Annotated in this window: 14 protein-coding genes; 1 reads left to right on the forward strand and 13 read right to left on the reverse strand. The window is 44.0% G+C overall.

From position 1 onward, the window contains the following. Positions 1-11 precede the first annotated feature (11 nt). The 13 genes from nuoN to ndhC all read right to left on the reverse strand — a co-directional run bounded on the left by nuoN (position 12) and on the right by ndhC (position 15,062). The gene (gene nuoN / locus F909_RS08815) at positions 12-1,508 is read right to left on the reverse strand and encodes an NADH-quinone oxidoreductase subunit NuoN (protein ID WP_005151235.1); all 1,497 of its coding nucleotides are present in this window, start codon (positions 1,506-1,508) and stop codon (positions 12-14) included. Between the two features lie 3 nt (positions 1,509-1,511). After that, a complete protein-coding gene (gene nuoM / locus F909_RS08810) occupies positions 1,512-3,110 on the reverse strand; it encodes an NADH-quinone oxidoreductase subunit M (protein ID WP_005151238.1) in 1,599 nt (532 codons plus the stop codon). Between the two features lies 1 nt (position 3,111). Further along, the gene (gene nuoL, locus F909_RS08805) at positions 3,112-5,007 is read right to left on the reverse strand and encodes an NADH-quinone oxidoreductase subunit L (RefSeq protein WP_005151239.1); all 1,896 of its coding nucleotides are present in this window, start codon (positions 5,005-5,007) and stop codon (positions 3,112-3,114) included. After that, positions 5,004-5,312 carry an NADH-quinone oxidoreductase subunit NuoK gene (nuoK, locus tag F909_RS08800; protein WP_004638057.1) on the reverse strand — a complete coding sequence of 103 codons (309 nt, stop codon included), beginning with the start codon at positions 5,310-5,312 and terminating at the stop codon, positions 5,004-5,006. The genes nuoL and nuoK overlap by 4 nt, the downstream gene beginning before the upstream one ends. Continuing rightward, on the reverse strand, positions 5,312-5,830 hold the full coding sequence (nuoJ, locus tag F909_RS08795) for an NADH-quinone oxidoreductase subunit J (protein ID WP_171061079.1): 519 nt from the start codon (positions 5,828-5,830) through the stop codon (positions 5,312-5,314). The genes nuoK and nuoJ overlap by 1 nt, the downstream gene beginning before the upstream one ends. Continuing rightward, positions 5,830-6,372: an NADH-quinone oxidoreductase subunit NuoI gene (nuoI, locus tag F909_RS08790; RefSeq protein WP_004655439.1), complete on the reverse strand. Its 543-nt coding sequence runs from the start codon at positions 6,370-6,372 to the stop codon at positions 5,830-5,832. Before nuoI ends, nuoJ begins: the two co-directional genes overlap by 1 nt. Positions 6,373-6,390: 18 nt before the next feature. Continuing rightward, entirely contained in the window at positions 6,391-7,407 is a 1,017-nt protein-coding gene (gene nuoH, locus F909_RS08785) for an NADH-quinone oxidoreductase subunit NuoH (RefSeq protein ID WP_005151242.1), read from the reverse strand. A 3-nt stretch (positions 7,408-7,410) separates the two neighbouring features. Next, positions 7,411-10,095 (reverse strand): NADH-quinone oxidoreductase subunit NuoG, encoded by a 2,685-nt coding sequence (gene nuoG / locus F909_RS08780; protein WP_005151244.1) that lies wholly within the window; start codon positions 10,093-10,095, stop codon positions 7,411-7,413. An 11-nt stretch (positions 10,096-10,106) separates the two neighbouring features. Continuing rightward, entirely contained in the window at positions 10,107-11,432 is a 1,326-nt protein-coding gene (nuoF, locus tag F909_RS08775) for an NADH-quinone oxidoreductase subunit NuoF (protein WP_005151246.1), read from the reverse strand. Beyond that, positions 11,429-11,938: an NADH-quinone oxidoreductase subunit NuoE gene (gene nuoE, locus F909_RS08770; RefSeq protein WP_005151248.1), complete on the reverse strand. Its 510-nt coding sequence runs from the start codon at positions 11,936-11,938 to the stop codon at positions 11,429-11,431. The genes nuoF and nuoE overlap by 4 nt, the downstream gene beginning before the upstream one ends. Positions 11,939-11,950: 12 nt before the next feature. Further along, positions 11,951-13,738 carry an NADH-quinone oxidoreductase subunit C/D gene (nuoC, locus tag F909_RS08765; protein WP_004804769.1) on the reverse strand — a complete coding sequence of 596 codons (1,788 nt, stop codon included), beginning with the start codon at positions 13,736-13,738 and terminating at the stop codon, positions 11,951-11,953. Positions 13,739-13,826: 88 nt separating this feature from the next. Beyond that, complete coding sequence (locus F909_RS08760) at positions 13,827-14,504, reverse strand: NuoB/complex I 20 kDa subunit family protein (protein WP_004655450.1); 678 nt, start codon at positions 14,502-14,504, stop codon at positions 13,827-13,829. Between the two features lie 6 nt (positions 14,505-14,510). Further along, complete coding sequence (gene ndhC, locus F909_RS08755) at positions 14,511-15,062, reverse strand: NADH-quinone oxidoreductase subunit A (protein WP_005151251.1); 552 nt, start codon at positions 15,060-15,062, stop codon at positions 14,511-14,513. Between the two features lie 397 nt (positions 15,063-15,459). Here ndhC and F909_RS08750 point away from each other — a divergent pair, with 397 nt between their 5' ends. Beyond that, the gene (locus F909_RS08750) at positions 15,460-16,878 is read left to right on the forward strand and encodes a GGDEF domain-containing protein (protein WP_005151253.1); all 1,419 of its coding nucleotides are present in this window, start codon (positions 15,460-15,462) and stop codon (positions 16,876-16,878) included. Positions 16,879-16,964 lie beyond the last annotated feature (86 nt).

The following is a 16,964-nucleotide window of genomic DNA, read 5'->3' on the forward strand; positions in this document are numbered from 1 at the left end:
AAATCCGACGATTACTGTTGTTGAGACAACATAAAATGCAATGGAGAAAGGATCTCTGCCTTCAATGCCAAGTTAATCATTGGATCTGGATAAACACCCATCACCAACACTAATAACGCAGCAGCAAGCACCATAAGACCACCGACTTTACTACCCCAATGCGCATCCGCATCAATACGTGGTACATCTGGTGGAGTCATATACATTACGACCATCACACGTAAATAGTAGTATAAACCGATACCACTACCCACCACGATCATTGCAGCCAAGAACCAGTGTTGCGTTGTCACTGCAGCCATCACCACCAAGAACTTACCAATAAAGCCTGCTGTTAATGGAATACCTGCTAAAGACAACATCATCACAGTCAATGTTGCAGTCAAGATCGGACGACGCCAGAACAAACCACGGTAGTCTGCAAGACTTTGTGCTTCATCGACGTTGTTATACGGACTCGACATTAATGCAACTGCACCGAAGGCACCGATTGTTGTAAGTACATAAGTAATCACATAAACAGTAACGCTACCCAGACTTGCATAAGTCATGCTAATTAAAGCAATCAACAAATAACCGAAGTGTGCAATCGATGAATAACCCAAAATACGCTTCAAGTTAACTTGACGAACTGCAAGTAAGTTACCCACGACAATCGACAGTACCGCAATGATGGTAATCACTGTAACTAATGATTCAACCAAGATTGCACCAGAAGTCAGTAAATAACGTACAAATAAACCAATCGTTGCAACTTTCGCAGCCGTTGCCAAGAAGGTCGCCATAGGCGCTGGCGCACCTGCATACACATCTGGCGTCCATTTATGAAATGGTGCAAGTGAAAGTTTGAATGCAACAGCAAAGGTAATTAAACCTAAGCCCAGTAACACCATTGGTTGTTTGATTGCAGTAAACAATGCCTGAACAGAGTCATAGAATGACAATGAACCTGTGTATGCATAGATATAAGCCATACCCATGAGCAACATTGCAGAAGCAGTCGCAGAAAGTACGAGGTATTTAATCCCCGCTTCCAAAGACTGGCTACGTTGATAGGTATACGCCAACATGCCGTATACAGGAATCGACATCAACTCTAAGCTGATGAAGAATGCGGCATAGTGTGAGCTTGAAACCAATAACATTGCGCCAGTGACTGAGCACAGTAGCAAGATATACAACTCTTCGCGGTTGTCCTTATAGGTCTCAATATAAGCATGAGATAAAGTACAGCACGCTAAGGCAGCAATCAAAATCAGGAATTGATAGAGCATGGTAAATGGATCAACCATAAACATGCCCATCACGTTTACTGGTGCAAAGTGCCCACTAAACATGGTGTATGCAATATAAATCGCAGCTAGGTTTAAACCGATAACCGACGTTGTCGCAATCAGATTGTGATTACGCTTAATCGCAGTCAGTAACATCACGACGATTGCGGTCAAAGCCACAATCATCACGGGAGCAAGGGGCATTAGCTCAGAAAAAGAAATTGTGAAGTTCATGATTTATTGCATCTCCACATGTTCAAGTTGAGTTGCTGCCTGTTGAACAGTTTCGACAACTTCTTGTACTGGCATATAACTATTTACTAACCATTGCATGCTTGAATGAGACATATCCAAGAATGTTTGCGGGTAAATACCTAACCAAACCAAACCGATTGCACAGATCATCAAAATGCTGACTTCACGTGCAGATAGATCTTTAAGCGGACTGGTATAGTGCTGTTTTTGCTCTGGGTTTGGTTCACCAAACAATGCCTTGTGAATCAAGATCAGACCATAAAGACCAGCAAATACCAAGCTCACTGCTGCGATGATGGTGAAAGCCGGATAAGATTTGAATGAACCCATCAAAATCAGGAATTCACCAATAAAGTTACCTAGACCTGGTACACCAACCAATGCTGCAACGAAGAACATCAAGAAGAATGGCAAGTATTGCAGCTGACCACGAAGACCACCCATCAAACGTAAATCACGTGTATGTAAACGCTCATACACTTGACCCGACATAATGAACAATGCAGCAGATGACAAGCCATGCGCCAACATCATGATCATCAAGCCTTGGAACGTCAGGATGTTACCTGCATAAATTGCAAGTAAGATGAAACCCATGTGCGAAATAGAGGTATACGCAAGCAGGCGTTTCATATCTGTTTGTTGATACGCTAAGAATGCACCGTAGAAAATACCAATCAGACCCAAAATAATGGCGATATCAGCAAATTGTGCTGATGCTGCCGGGAAGAATGGAATTACGAAACGAAGCAAACCGTAGGCAGCTGTTTTAATCAAGATACCAGCCAAGTCTACAGAACCCGCTGTTGGTGCTTGCGCATGCGCATCAGGCAACCAGCCGTGTAAAGGGAATACTGGTAATTTCACCGCAAAACCGATGAAGAAACACAGCATAAATGCATAAGCAACTTCAGGTGGTAAATGGTTCGCAACAGCCAATAGATAGTTGTAATCGAAACCGATCATGCCTGTCATCATGTATCCATAGACCACAAGGCCCAAGATACCGATCAACATGATCAAACCAGCGATCTGAGTATATAAGAAGAATTTGGTTGCAGCATAAACACGCGAACGACCATTCGACCCAGAGTGTCCCCATAACGCAATCAAGAAGTAGATTGGTACGAGCATCATCTCCCAGAAGAAGAAGAACAAGAATAAGTCAATCGCCAAGAATACACCGATGACCCCACCTAAACTCCAAAGTAAGTTTAAATGGAAGAAACCAACGTTCTTTTGAATCTCACCCCATGAACAGCCAACTGCAAGTACACCCAGCAATGCAGTCAACAACACCATGAGTAAAGATAAACCATCCACTGCTAAGTGAATGCTAATCCCTAAAGTCTGAATCCATGGAAGATGGAATTCAGCTGCCCAAGTCGGGACTTTACCGCCCAACTCGTAGCTAAATGTACCACTTTGCCACAATGCAATGCCCAAACCGAAGGTAATCAACATACCAATCAAGGCAATCCAGCGCGGCAAATGTTGGTCGTATTTATCGACTAACCAACAAATAAAACCAGCAATGAAAGGAACTAAAATCAGTGCGGGTAAAATTAAATTGTTTTCCATTTTATTTCCCCACAACCTGAATCACGATCAAGATCATCAATAACACCACTACACCGAGTGACATGCTTGAAGCGTATTCACGTAATGAACCTGTTTGACGCGAACTTGTAAAGCTATTACCACCCTTCACAATTGCAGGGAGTACTAACCATAAACCGTCAACTGGATCACGACCTAAAATTTTCGCAATCAATAAATAAGGTTTTACAAATACGATGTCATACAAAGCATCGAAACCAAATGCTGTACGGCAAATGTGCGCTAAACCTGAACCCAAAGATGTTTGAGCAAAAGCTTTTACTGCACCGTATGCAAAAGCAAACAAGAAAATACCCACAGCTAAACCAGCGAGGGCAACACCACTTGCTAAATGTTCAGCATGTGCAACAGCTGCTTCTAAGCTCTCAGGAACAACAAAACTTGGAATGCTTGCAGCAGTCAATAATTTCGCAACTGGCGCTTGCAGGAAGTAGCCGATACCTGTTGATAACGCAGCCAGAATCGCAAGCGGACCCCAGTAAGTGACGCCATGAATCGCATGTGCATGGGTTTTCTCTTCGCCGAAGAATACCACCCAGATTAAACGGAAAGTATAGATAGACGTTAAGAATGCACCCGCAACACCAACCCAGTATAAAGTATGGTAAAGCGGAAGATTTGCAATGGTCGATTGAGCATATACTGCACCCAAGATCGCATCTTTAGAGAAGAAGCCAACAGTCACGATTGGAAGTGCTGCCAATGCGCCACCACCGATCACGAAACACCAGAATACGAATGGAATCTTGTGACGTAATCCACCCATTTTGAAAATGTTTTGTTCGTGATGACATGCAAGAATTACAGCACCTGAAGAAAGGAACAATAATGCTTTAAAGAATGCGTGAGCCAACATGTGGAATAAACCAGCTTGGTATGCTTCAGCACCCACTGCCATAAACATATAACCCAACTGACTCATGGTTGAGTAAGCCAAGATACGTTTAATATCGGTTTGCACCAATGCGGCAAAACCAGCTACAAGTAAGGTTACTGCACCTGTAATCGAGATGAACTGCATTACTTCTGGTGCCATTTCCATCACAGAGAACATACGGCAGCATAAGTACACACCCGCTGTTACCATTGTTGCAGCATGGATCAATGCAGATACTGGTGTAGGACCAGCCATCGCATCAGCTAACCAAGTTTGTAATGGAATTTGCGCTGATTTACCCGCCGCACCCAAGAACAACATCAATGCTGTCCAGATTGACAATGATGAGCTTTGCGTCATCACAGTCGCTGCATTTTCAACAATGTACTGAATATTCAAAGTACCAAATTGTTGATAAAGCAAGAACAATGCGATGAGTAAGAATACGTCACCCACACGTGTTACAGTGAATGCCTTGATTGCAGCCCAGCCATTTGCAGGGTTTGAGTAGTAGAAACCAATCAATAAGTATGAGCACAGACCTACGCCTTCCCAACCCAAGAACAATAACGCCAAGTTATCGCCCAAGACCAACAACAACATGCTGGCAACGAATAGGTTGAAATAAGAGAAGAAACGCGCATAATCTTCTTCACCACGCATATACCATGATGCGAAGATGTGAATCAGGAAACCAACACCAGTCACCATACCGGTCATCAATAATGACAAGCCATCAAGGTGCAAGCTGATACCTGGCTCAAAACCGCCCACACTGAACCATGTCCATAAGTGTTGAACAAAAACGGTTTGACCACTGCTGGTAAATGCAAGACCCGCAATTAAAGCAAATAACGCAGATAAACCAACTGAACCGACGCCAATAATGGCAGCTACATTTTCAGAAAGTTTGTCACGTCCTGCCGCTAAAAGGATAAAACCAATGAGCGGAAATAAAACGGTTAAATATAATGTACTCATCCGCGCATCTCACTAGCAGCATCCACATCCAAGTGATGGAAGCGATGATAAAACTGAAGGACGATCGCAAGACCAATACAGGCCTCTGCTGCAGCAAGCGTCAGGATCAAAATGAACATGACTTGTCCATCTGGCTGAGCCCAAACACTACCTGCCAAGACGAATGCTAATGCAGCAGCATTCATCATCACCTCAAGGCTCATTAGCATAAATAAAAGGTTGCGTCGCACCATTACACCGTAAAAGCCCAGTGCAAAAAGGATGGTTGCAACGATCAAACCATGTTCTAAAGGGATGTGTCCCATTATTCTTTATCCTCTTCTGCACCTGGTTCACGTTTGCCTAAGTGGAATGCTGCAACAAGTGCTGCAAGCAATAACATCGCGGCAACTTCTACCAATAATAGATAGTGAGTAAATAGTGCTTGACCGACTGCTTTAGGTCCAACGACTTCTGTACCCATTGGCGCAGAAATCGTGGTGTATTCACCACCGAGCATCCACACCAAGATTAAGCCCAATAAAAAGCTCATCAGTGCAGGAAAAGCCCAAGCATCTGAAGTCAACCATTTGCTTTCTTGTTCAATGGTATCTTGTCCAAGGTTCAACATCATGACAACGAAGACGAACAAGACCATGATCGCACCTGCATAAACGATAATCTCGAGTGCAGCCGCAAACGGCGCACCCACGATCATGAAAATGCCAGCAACCGCAAGTAGAGAAACGATCAAGCTAAGTAATGCATGCACAGGATTGGTGTTGGTCACCACACGTACTGTCGAAACAATGGCCACAAGTGCCATCAAATAAAATGGCCACATCATGGTAATAAGCTCCGTACATCTACTGGTGCACTTTCTTTTTGTGCTTGACCTTTTTCTTTACCGCTCACAGCCATACCAGTAACACGATAGAAGTTGTAGTCAGGATATTTACCAGGTCCAGAAATGAGTAAGTTTTCTTTCTCATACACCAAGTCTTGACGTACATATTCACCAAGTTCGAAATCTGGTGTCATCTGAATCGCTGTCGTTGGACATGCTTCTTCACACATACCGCAGAAAATGCAGCGTGAGAAGTTAATGCGGAAAAATTCTGGATACCAACGTCCATCTTCTTTTTCCGCTTTTTGCAATGAAATACAGCCTACTGGACATGCAACCGCACACAGGTTACATGCCACACAACGCTCTTCACCATCTGGATCACGCGTTAATACGATACGACCGCGATAGCGTGGAGGCGCAATTTGTTCACCTGGTACTTCTGGATATAAGATCGTGTCTCGTTTACGCGTTACATGGCTGAATACCATCCATAACGAACGTACAATCGATCCAAAGCCAGCTAGAATTTTATACATTTTGTACTCCCTGCTGTCCTAGGCCTGATTCATCAGAATCACAGCACCAGTCACTAACAAGTTGACCAACGCCAATGGCAAACAAACTTTCCAACCAAAGTTCATCACTTGGTCATAACGTGGACGCATTAACGAACCACGCGCCAAGACAAACATCATTACAAAGAATGCTGTTTTAATCACGAACCAGAATAATGGTGGAACAAATGGAATTTCTAAGTTAAATGGTGCAAGCCATCCGCCGAAGAATAAAGTCACGATCAATGCAGAGATTAAAACCACGTTGACGTATTCCGCAACGAAAAACATCCCCCACTTCATACCACCATATTCAACATGGTAACCTTCCGCCAATTCTTGTTCAGCTTCTGGTTGGTCAAATGGATGACGATGCGTTACTGCAACACCTGCAACCACAAAGATCAAGAAACCTAAGAACTGCGGAATGATGAACCACATATCACGTTGTGCTTCAACAATTTCACGAAGGTTGAATGAGCCTGCAATCGCAACTACACCCATCAACGAGATACCCAAGAACACTTCATAAGAAATCGTTTGAGCAGCAGAACGCAGACCACCGAGTAATGAGTATTTGTTGTTAGACGCCCAACCACCAAATAACACGGCATAAACCGCAATACCCGCCATTGCCATAAAGAACAATAGACCGATACTCATATCCGCAACGCCCAGCGTAGGGCTTACTGGAATCACCATGAATGAAAGTACCGCAGTTGCCATTGCAACTGCTGGTGCTAAACGAAAAGTCAGTTTGTCAGCAAACTTTGGTGTCCAGTCTTCTTTGAACATGATCTTGAGCATGTCGGCAACGATCTGGAACATTCCCCCAGGACCAACACGGTTTGGACCGTAACGGTCTTGCCATAATGCCAAGAGACGACGCTCAATAAATGACATTAACGCAGCAACCAAAACCACCACTAGCAAGATCACAACAGCTTGAATCACTGAATAAGCGATTGGCCAGTTCTCAGCCCAAAGTGGCGTTTGACGTATAATTTCTTGATTCATGAATTACACTCCTACCGCCACAGAAACAGGCTCTGCCAATGAAACTGTTGGTGCTAAACCAATTGGGTAACCAATATAACCTGTTGGTAAATATTCGATCACTTGTACTGGCAAGCTAATACTCGTCTCACCCGCTTTCACGGTAATACGTTGACCATCTTGAACATTTAAACGTGTCGCATCTTGCTCACCCACCGCAAACATCGCTTCAGGAATACGAGACTCCATCGCAGGTGTTTTAATGGTGAATTCGCCAGAACCAAAGATATGGTGCATTGGCACAAGACGGAAGCTTTCAGGATTCACAACAACAACTGACGGTGCTACATAGCTACGTGCAGGACGTTTTGCTAAACGATCGAATAAACGTACACCCGAATCACCACCTTTTAAGTGACCACCCACTTCATCTTGGTATTTGTTCCAAGCTTGTGGTGAGTTCCAACCCGCAGACCATGCGAAAGGTACCAGTGACGATGCGGTCTGATTCCCGACATAACCTTCCATAGAGAACGTTAATGCAGAGTCAGGATCAGTCGGTTGTTTCGGTTCGTGAACCGATAACGGTGCACGCATTGCGGTACGACCTGAGTAACGACGTGGTTCACGTGCAATTTTCAAACCGTGGATACGATAGCCAGCATCTGGTGCAACGTCTTCAATTGCAGCAAGCACAGGAACATTCTTCACGATGTCATCAATCACATCATCAAGCAAGGTCCAATCCACTGCTTTGCCTTTAAGACCCGTCTCAATGGCATGTAACCAGCGCCAAGATTCTTTGATCGCATATTCAGGTTTGTAGTAGCTTGGGTCATACACTTGATAGAAACGTTGTGCACGGCCTTCTTGGCTCACGACAGTACCATCCCCCTCAGCAAAGCTTGCTGCTGAAAGTACGATATCCGCAAGTTTCAAGGTTTCAGTTTCACTATGATCGAGTACGATCACCGTCTCTGCCTTGTCCAATGCAGCTTTCACTTGTGCCACTGGTAAACGACGAGTTAAGTCATTTTCAATGACAACCACTGCATCATAATCTTGTGCAAATGCTTGTTCTAGACTTAAGCCACCAAATAGAGCCAAGCCCATTGAGTTCACTTCAGGAACTGTCAATGACAAGCCAGCATGTTCACCTAAGTTTTGTGCAACTTGAGCTGCAGCTTCCATGATTGCAGTATCTTGTAAGCTGGTACCAGAGATAATCAATGGCTTTTTCGCAGCTTTCAAGGTATCCGCAATGGTTTGCGCAAATGCTTTTGCATCATCCGCTAAACCAGAAAGTGCTTCGCCTTTAACAGCAGCAGCAACCGCAAAACCTAAACGTGCGATGTCATTTGGAGATGCCACCACTTCACCTGTTGCGACATCCGCTAAACGGGTTTGCGTCGCAGCAAGGATATAGATTGGTGATTTTGCATCTTGACCAATACGTTGAACAGGTTCAGCTAACCAGTCTGGTGTACGGGTTGCAGCAGCCATTTCTTTGGCTTTATTTTTCGCAGCTTGGCGAACAGATAAAGCCATACGTGGCGCAGTTTGAGTTAAGTCTTCACCCAAGATCAACACCGCATCATAGCTTTCAATTTCACGCATGTTCGGGTTATAGATCCCCTGTGTTTGCATGATAGATGCAGCCAATTCAACCAGATTCTGATCTTTTTGAGACATACCTGTTGAATAGTTGTCTTGTCCAACTAGTTCGCGAAGTGCATAGTTTGATTCCAAGCTTGCGCGTGGTGAACCAATACCTAACACTTTCCTACCTTGAAGTTGAGTGATCACCTGATCAAGTGCCTGATCCACACTCACAGTCGCAACAGTTTCGCCATTGCGGAACTGCGGTTGACGCGGACGATCTTCACGGTTCACATAACCTGTACCAAAACGGCCTTTATCACAAAGGAAGTACTGGTTAACTGAACCATTAAAACGGTTTTCAACACGACGGATTTCGCCATAACGCTCACCCGGAGAGATGTTACAACCAGAAGAACAGCCGAAACATACGCTTGGCGCATATTGCATGTCCCATTTACGGTTATAACGTGCTGAATGCGTCTTGTCGGTGAATACACCCGTTGGGCAGACTTCAGTTAAGTTACCAGAGAATTCAGATTCTAAAGTGCCTGATTCTGGACGACCGAAATACACGCGTGAAGCATTCGCATAGACACCAAAGTCTGTACCGCCCGCATAATCTTTGTAGTAACGCACACAGCGATAACATGCGATACAACGGTTCATCTCATGCGCAATAAACGAACCCAGCTCTTGGTTGTGATGCGTACGTTTAGTAAAACGATAGCGACGACGGTCATGTTGCGTCATGACGGTCATATCTTGTAAATGACAGTGACCACCTTCTTCACAGACTGGACAGTCGTGTGGGTGGTTGGTCATTAAGAATTCAACAATCGACGCACGGAAATCCGTTGCTTCTTTGTCTTCAATCGAAATATAGGTATTGTCGGCAGCAGGTGTCATACATGACATCACCAAGCGTCCACGTGTGTCCTCAGGATTTGCGTACTGAGTCACCGCACATTGACGACAAGAACCAACAGAACCTAAGGATGGGTGCCAACAAAAATACGGGATGTCGATGCCAAGGCTTAAACATGCTTGTAGCAAGTTTTCAGTACCGTTGACTTCATACGATTTTCCATCGACATGAATTGTAGCCATAGTCGAATTCCTTAAGCTTGTTCTACGTCTAGAGCAGGAGCATGGGTTTTAACCTTTGCTTCAAACTCGCCACGGAAATATTTAAGTGCGCCCATAAGCGGCTCCATCGCACCTGGTGCGTGAGCACAGAAAGTTTTACCAATCCACAATTTACGAGTAAGTTCTTGTAAGTGATCGATATCTTCTTTCTTACCTTCGCCTGCTTCGAGTGCTTTAAGCGCTTTAACTGCCCAAGGTAAACCATCACGGCATGGTGTACAGAAACCACATGATTCACGCGCAAAGAATTCTTCTAAATTACGTGTTGCAGAAACCATACATTGAGTTTCATCCACAACCATCAACAAACAGGTTCCTAAACGTGAACCCGCTTTCATGATTGTTTCAGAATCCATTGGAAGATCAATGTGCTCAGCTGCTAAAAAGTCAGTCGAAGCACCACCTGGTAACCATGCTTTCAGAGTGAGACCATCACGCATACCACCCGCATGTTCTTCAATCACTTCACGCGCGGTTGTACCGAATGGAAGTTCCCAAAGACCAGGGAATTTAACTTTGCCTGATGCACCATAGATCTTGGTACCAGGATCTTTCGACTTACCAGCAGAAAGATTGATGTACCACTCAGGACCACGCAACATGATCGCTGGCAGGTTGTTATAGGTCTCAACGTTATTAACAATCGTTGGACGGCCCCATGCCCCTGCAACTTGCGGGAATGGTGGCTTAGTACGCGGATTGGCACGACGACCTTCAAGCGAGTTAATCAATGCGGTTTCTTCACCACAGATATAACGCCCTGCGCCTGTATGCACATACAACTCAAAGTTCCAGCCTGTACCCAAGATATTTTCACCGAGGTAACCTTTGGCACGAACTTGCTCTAACGCTTCATTTAAGTATTGAGCAGCTTCGATATATTCACCACGGATGAAGATATAACCGTGGGTTGCCTCAAGGGTATAACCAGCGATCAGCATGCCTTCGATCAATTGATGAGGAAGTTTTTCCATCAACAAACGGTCTTTAAAGGTACCTGGTTCCATTTCATCGGCATTACAGATCAAATAGCGAGGACCGCCATCATTTGGTGCCATCAATGACCATTTGATCCCTGCTGGGAAACCTGCACCACCACGGCCTTTAACCGTTGCAGCTTTAATCACTTCAAGCACATCTTTTGGCGGCATGCTAAGCGCTTTTTTGAAGCCTGCATAACCTTCGAGTGCTTCGTAATCATCAGCCACACGAACGTGTTCTTGCTTACTCAAACGCCAAGTGAGTGGATGCGTTTCTGGGTTACCGTCGCCATAAATTGGTTTTGGTTCAGTATTCATACATACTTCTCCAATAACTGTTTGACTGATGATACTTCCACTAAACCGTGAGTATCTTCATCAATCATTAAAGTTGGACCTTTATCACAGTTGCCTAAACAGCAAATTGGGAGCAAGGTAAAACGACCATCTGCTGTGGTTTGTCCGTACTGAATCCCCAACTCGCGCTGAAATGCTTCGGCTAAAGTTTCTGAACCCATCAAGAAGCACGCAATTGAGTCACATAATAAAATCACGTGACGACCCACAGGTTGGCGATAGATTCGGTTATAGAACGTCGCTACGCCTTCTAAATCCGCCACACTAATCGTCAGCAATTGTGCAATTGCATTCATTTGCGCATCATCTACCCAACCATTACGGCCTTGTACACACTTCAACGCATCAAGCGACGCTGCACGTGGGTACGGATAGTGACCAATGTGATGTTCAATTTCATGGATTTCTTCAGCAGTCAAAATCCCTTCAACATTCACACGAGGTTTTTTATCAGTCAAAATCATCATAATCGTTTCCCCCTAGCGATCCACGTCAGCCATAACCACGTCAATGGTCGCCAAATAAATGATCAAGTCAGAAACCAAACTGCCGTTAATCACTGATGGCATTTGCTGTAGGTGAGTGAATGTCGGAGTACGAATACGGGTACGGTAACTCATGGTTGACTTATCAGAGGTCAAATAATAAGTACTCGCACCTTTCACAACTTCCGTCATAAATGATGACTCACCCGCAGGCATCACTGGACCCCAAGAAACGCTCAGGAAGTGCGTAATCAAGGTTTCAATATCTTGTAATGTTTTATCTTTCGGTGGTGGAACAGCCAATGGATGATCCGCTTTATATGGACCAGATGGCATGTTGTCCAAGCACTGTTGAATAATTTTCAACGACTCCGTAATTTCACGGAAGTGAACCAAGACACGTGCATATGCATCGCCTTCATATTCCACTGGAATATCAAAGTCGAAGTTTTCATAACCACTGTATGGACGATATTTACGAACGTCAAAGTCAATACCTGTCGCACGTAAACCCGTACCCGTTACACCCCAAGCCAACGCAGATTTAGCATCGTATTGCGCAACATTGCGGGTACGACCAATAAATACTGAGTTTTTAAGCGCAGCAGTGTAGTACTCGTTCAAACGCTTCGGCATCCACTCTAGCAATTCTTTAACAAGTTTTTGCCAGTTGTTTGGAAGGTCGTGTGCCGTACCACCGATACGGAACCATGCTGGGTGCATACGGTAGCCGGTAATCGCTTCAACAATGTCATAGACTTTTTGACGGTCTGCGAACATATAGAATACAGGGGTCATACCGCCCGCATCCTGAATCGCTGTACCACAGAACAACAAGTGGTTATTGATACGGAATAATTCGTTCAGCATCACACGAATGACTTGTGCACGCTCAGGTACTTTAATACCAGCAAGCTGCTCAACCGCCATCACGTATGGCATGTTTTGCGCACAACCACCGAGGTAGTCAACACGATCCGTATAAGGAATGAATGAATGCCATGTTTGACGTTCAGCCATCTTTTCCACACCACGGTGGTGATAACCGATATCAGGTACACAGTCTTTCACTTCTTCACCGTCCAACTGTAACACCACACGGAAAGCACCGTGTGCAGATGGATGGTTAGGTCCCAAGTTCAGGAACATGAAGTCTTCGTCGTCATTACCGCGTTTTAGACCCCAGTCTTCTGGTACAAAGCGTAAGTGTTCTTGTTCGAAATCTTGCTTTGCTTGGTCTTGCATATACGGCGTATATTCTGTCGCACGCGCTGAATATTCTTTACGTAATGGGTGACCTTCCCAATAGGTTGGTAACAAGATACGACGGAGCATTGGATGCCCTGCGAAATCGATACCGAACATATCGTAAGCTTCACGTTCGTACCAGTTGGCATTTGGCCAAATGTTGGTTGCTGTTGGAATGCTTAAATCATTTTCATTCAACGCAACTTTAATACGAATATCACTATTACGCTCAAGCGATAACAAGTGATAGAACACAGTGAAGTCAGATGCTGGCAAACCATCACGGTGAACACGTAAACGCTCATCTACCGCTGATAAGTCAAACAACATCACATAAGGACGTTCCACTTTACGGAGGAACATAAGGACTTCTTGCACGCGTGCGCGCTCAACCCAGACTGTTGGAAACTCTTCAAAAGTCGTCTGCACGTAGAAGTTCTCACCAAATTTGGTTTTGAGCTCTTCTACAATTGCAAATGCAGGGCGGGAATCAACTGGTGTTGATTCTGGCATAGCAATGTCAGTTTCAGCCATTGGCTTGGCTTCCTATTTAATACAAATTCTGGCAATTTTTCCGATGACCATACCCATCACGGGACATGTCAAAAACTCATCGTCAAAATTATTTAATATCATCCATAGAGCGTAGGTTTTTCACCGCAATACGTTCAGCATTTTTACGGTCACGTTCTGGCATCATCTTTGGCTTATACACAGGCTGAAGATCATCACCAATAACCGCTGAAAGTGGACGGCGCTCTAGTTGAATTTGGTCTTGAAGTAACATCAATGCTTGAATCAATGCTTCTGGACGAGGCGGGCAACCTGGGATGTACACATCAACAGGAATAATTTTATCGACACCTTGAACCACAGAGTAGATGTCATACATACCGCCAGAGTTCGCACAAGCACCCATTGAGATCACCCATTTAGGCTCAAGCATCTGTTCATACAAACGTTGAATTACAGGTGCCATTTTGACAAAGCAGGTCCCTGCAACAATCATCAAGTCCGCTTGACGTGGTGAAGCACGAATAACCTCAGCACCAAAACGCGACAAGTCATGTACACCAGTTAAAGTCGTTGCATATTCAACGTAGCAGCATGACGTACCAAAGTTAAATGGCCACAAAGAGTTTTTACGCCCCCAGTTCACCGCTGTATGCAACACATCTTCAAGACGCGTCATCATTACGCTTTTATTCACTTCTTCTTCAAGTGGATCAGTAACGATTTGACGATCTTGTAATGGATATTGATCTGCATCCGGATTCGCACGGGTTAAAGTATATTTCATCCCGACTTACTCCTGTTCAAATGATGATGTAGTCGGTGTTTTTGATTTAACACGACCAGAAGACTGTGCTGGAATATGACCAGTAGGATCAATTACTAACTCTTCAATGTTATTGAATCGCGTAATGTCAGCAATGTTCATATTTGGCGAACCAATTTTGGTTTTAATTCCAGCCGCTTTACGACGATCTGAAGGTGCCCAGTTCAGCGCGCCTGTAGAAAGTTCGTAAATTAAACCGATCAATAAAACTAAAATAAAGACTGCAGCCGTCGCAAAGCCAACCCAACCAACTTCACGAACTGAAGTTGCCCAAGCATAAAGATAGAGGGCTTCTAAATCGAAAACCACAAAGAAGATTGCAACTAAATAGAACTTGGCTGACAAGCGGATACGAGCACCGCCCGCACCAACTACACCTGATTCAAACTGCTCTTGCTTTGCACGTCCCCATGCTTTACCCCCTAGGAGTAAGGGAACAGTGAGCATAAAAACGCAAAGAAATGTAACGCCGATCACGAAGGCGATAATCGCCCATTCGTATGGAGTAATGGCACTCATGCGGGGATAACTCCTGGCAGGCCTATTTTTAACAAAGAATGTATGTATTGGCCTTCAAATACACCAAACACAAAATTAATCCCGCCAATTGTACCTGATTTCTAATTTCTCATGCTAGTTGATGCGCTTTAGTCTTTCGGATGATTTTGTCCTTAAATTTACAGATATATCCAAGATCATGGTTAATTCACCCCTAAAAATCGAATTATCTAATCAAGAAAACAATATTGATCATTTTTTTCTTTTTTCTACGTCGTGAAAAATCTAAATTTTGAGTGCCCCGCCTCAATATATTGCAGCACGAACTAAATCATTGCATTGATACAAATTTATGATGAAAATTTAAACAAAATTTATATAATAGCGCGACCTTTGCTCCCCATAGAAACGCGTCAGAATGCCTATAGCTCTTACAGCATTAAAACCACGCTCACTGTTACAATTATTTCTACTCTTTAGCGGGGTGATTTTACTGTGCTGCCTACTCGGTATTGCGACCAGACATTTAACTTTTCTCGCTTCTTTTTGGCCAGCCAACTCTGTTCTGCTTGGTTTACTGATTCGCTTTCCACAAACACGCAATCCGATCAGTTTCATCGGGGCAATTGTGGGTTATCTACTCGCAGATACTTCCCAAGATACACCTTTTTTACTCAATATTTGCCTCACCTCTGCAAACTTGCTGTATGTCATCACGACATTGGCCCTATATATCAAATTTAATGCATTCATCCGTTCAATGCATCATGGCTATTTTTATTTATTTCTATTTAGTTTCTGCTGTATTGGCGGATTGGCCAGTTCTTCTTTTGCTGCAATCACCCTTCCTCTATTCAATACTAAATTTGCTTTAGGTTCGTTCTGGATCGACTTTGGTTATTGGTTTACTGCAGAAATTCAAAATGCGCTGCTGCTGTTACCGGCCATCATTAGCGCACCATATTGGAGTGAATTCAAACAACAACTGAAAGAGTTTAAAACACAGACCGTTCAACAAAGCTTACCGCTATTTGCTGTTATTTTCTCAATCGCGATTGGCTACTATGATGCAGGCCCTGGTTCCTTGCTTTATCCAATTGCGGCACTGATCTGGTGTGCCTTGAGTTATCGCCATTTTTCTGTGGCGATCATTACCTCGATCAGCTGTGCTTTTGTGATCTATCATGTCTCGCAAAACTATCTACTGCTTTACCCAGAGCAATTTTTAAATAATGCCATTTCGATCCGCCTTGGGCTGATTATGATGACGATTGCTCCACTCACCGTTTCCAGCATTAATATGGTGAGATCAAAACTGATTCAGGAGCTACAGCACACCATTGCGCATGATGAGCTCACCTCAAGCCTAACCCGACGTCAATTCCTACAATCGGTACAACTCCTCCAGCAACAGGCAACTCAATCAGGTCACACCACAGCTTTCCTGATGCTCGACATTGATCATTTTAAACAGGTCAATGATAACTATGGTCATCAAATGGGAGATCGCGCTTTACAAAGCTGCGTGCAAACCATTCAAAGCCTGCTCAGACCACAAGACTTACTCGGACGTTTAGGCGGTGAAGAATTCGCTATCTTTATGACCAACACCCATGCTGACACGGCTTATCTTTGTGCTGAAAAAATTCGCCTACAGATCAGCCAAACACCCATTGAACATGAACAACAGCAAAGTTTCTTCATCCAAATCAGCATTGGAGTTTGTATCTGCACACCTGAAAATCAACACAGCATCGAGCAATTATTTAAACAAGCCGATGACGCCCTTTATCAAGCCAAAAGACAAGGTCGAAACCAAGTTATCATTTCGACATAATATGTTGCAATTCAGCTAAATACTTTAATTATCTTTATACACAGCAACGCGAATAGATGAGTATTCTAGAATGAGCACAAAAGGAG

Source organism: Acinetobacter sp. ANC 3929 (assembly GCF_000369405.1).
Classification (GTDB): domain Bacteria; phylum Pseudomonadota; class Gammaproteobacteria; order Pseudomonadales; family Moraxellaceae; genus Acinetobacter.

Coding starts and splice junctions, on each gene's coding strand:
- F909_RS08760 (WP_004655450.1), bottom strand. CDS start 14,504: ATGAAATATACTTTAACCCGTGCGAATCCGGATGCAGATCAATATCCA.
- nuoM (WP_005151238.1), bottom strand. CDS start 3,110: ATGGAAAACAATTTAATTTTACCCGCACTGATTTTAGTTCCTTTCATT.
- nuoI (WP_004655439.1), bottom strand. CDS start 6,372: ATGTATAAAATTCTAGCTGGCTTTGGATCGATTGTACGTTCGTTATGG.
- nuoJ (WP_171061079.1), bottom strand. CDS start 5,830: ATGTGGCCATTTTATTTGATGGCACTTGTGGCCATTGTTTCGACAGTA.
- nuoN (WP_005151235.1), bottom strand. CDS start 1,508: ATGAACTTCACAATTTCTTTTTCTGAGCTAATGCCCCTTGCTCCCGTG.
- nuoE (WP_005151248.1), bottom strand. CDS start 11,938: ATGATGATTTTGACTGATAAAAAACCTCGTGTGAATGTTGAAGGGATT.
- nuoK (WP_004638057.1), bottom strand. CDS start 5,312: ATGGGACACATCCCTTTAGAACATGGTTTGATCGTTGCAACCATCCTT.
- nuoC (WP_004804769.1), bottom strand. CDS start 13,738: ATGGCTGAAACTGACATTGCTATGCCAGAATCAACACCAGTTGATTCC.
- nuoH (WP_005151242.1), bottom strand. CDS start 7,407: ATGAATCAAGAAATTATACGTCAAACGCCACTTTGGGCTGAGAACTGG.
- ndhC (WP_005151251.1), bottom strand. CDS start 15,062: ATGAGTGCCATTACTCCATACGAATGGGCGATTATCGCCTTCGTGATC.
- nuoG (WP_005151244.1), bottom strand. CDS start 10,095: ATGGCTACAATTCATGTCGATGGAAAATCGTATGAAGTCAACGGTACT.
- nuoF (WP_005151246.1), bottom strand. CDS start 11,432: ATGAATACTGAACCAAAACCAATTTATGGCGACGGTAACCCAGAAACG.
- nuoL (WP_005151239.1), bottom strand. CDS start 5,007: ATGAGTACATTATATTTAACCGTTTTATTTCCGCTCATTGGTTTTATC.
- F909_RS08750 (WP_005151253.1), top strand. CDS start 15,460: ATGCCTATAGCTCTTACAGCATTAAAACCACGCTCACTGTTACAATTA.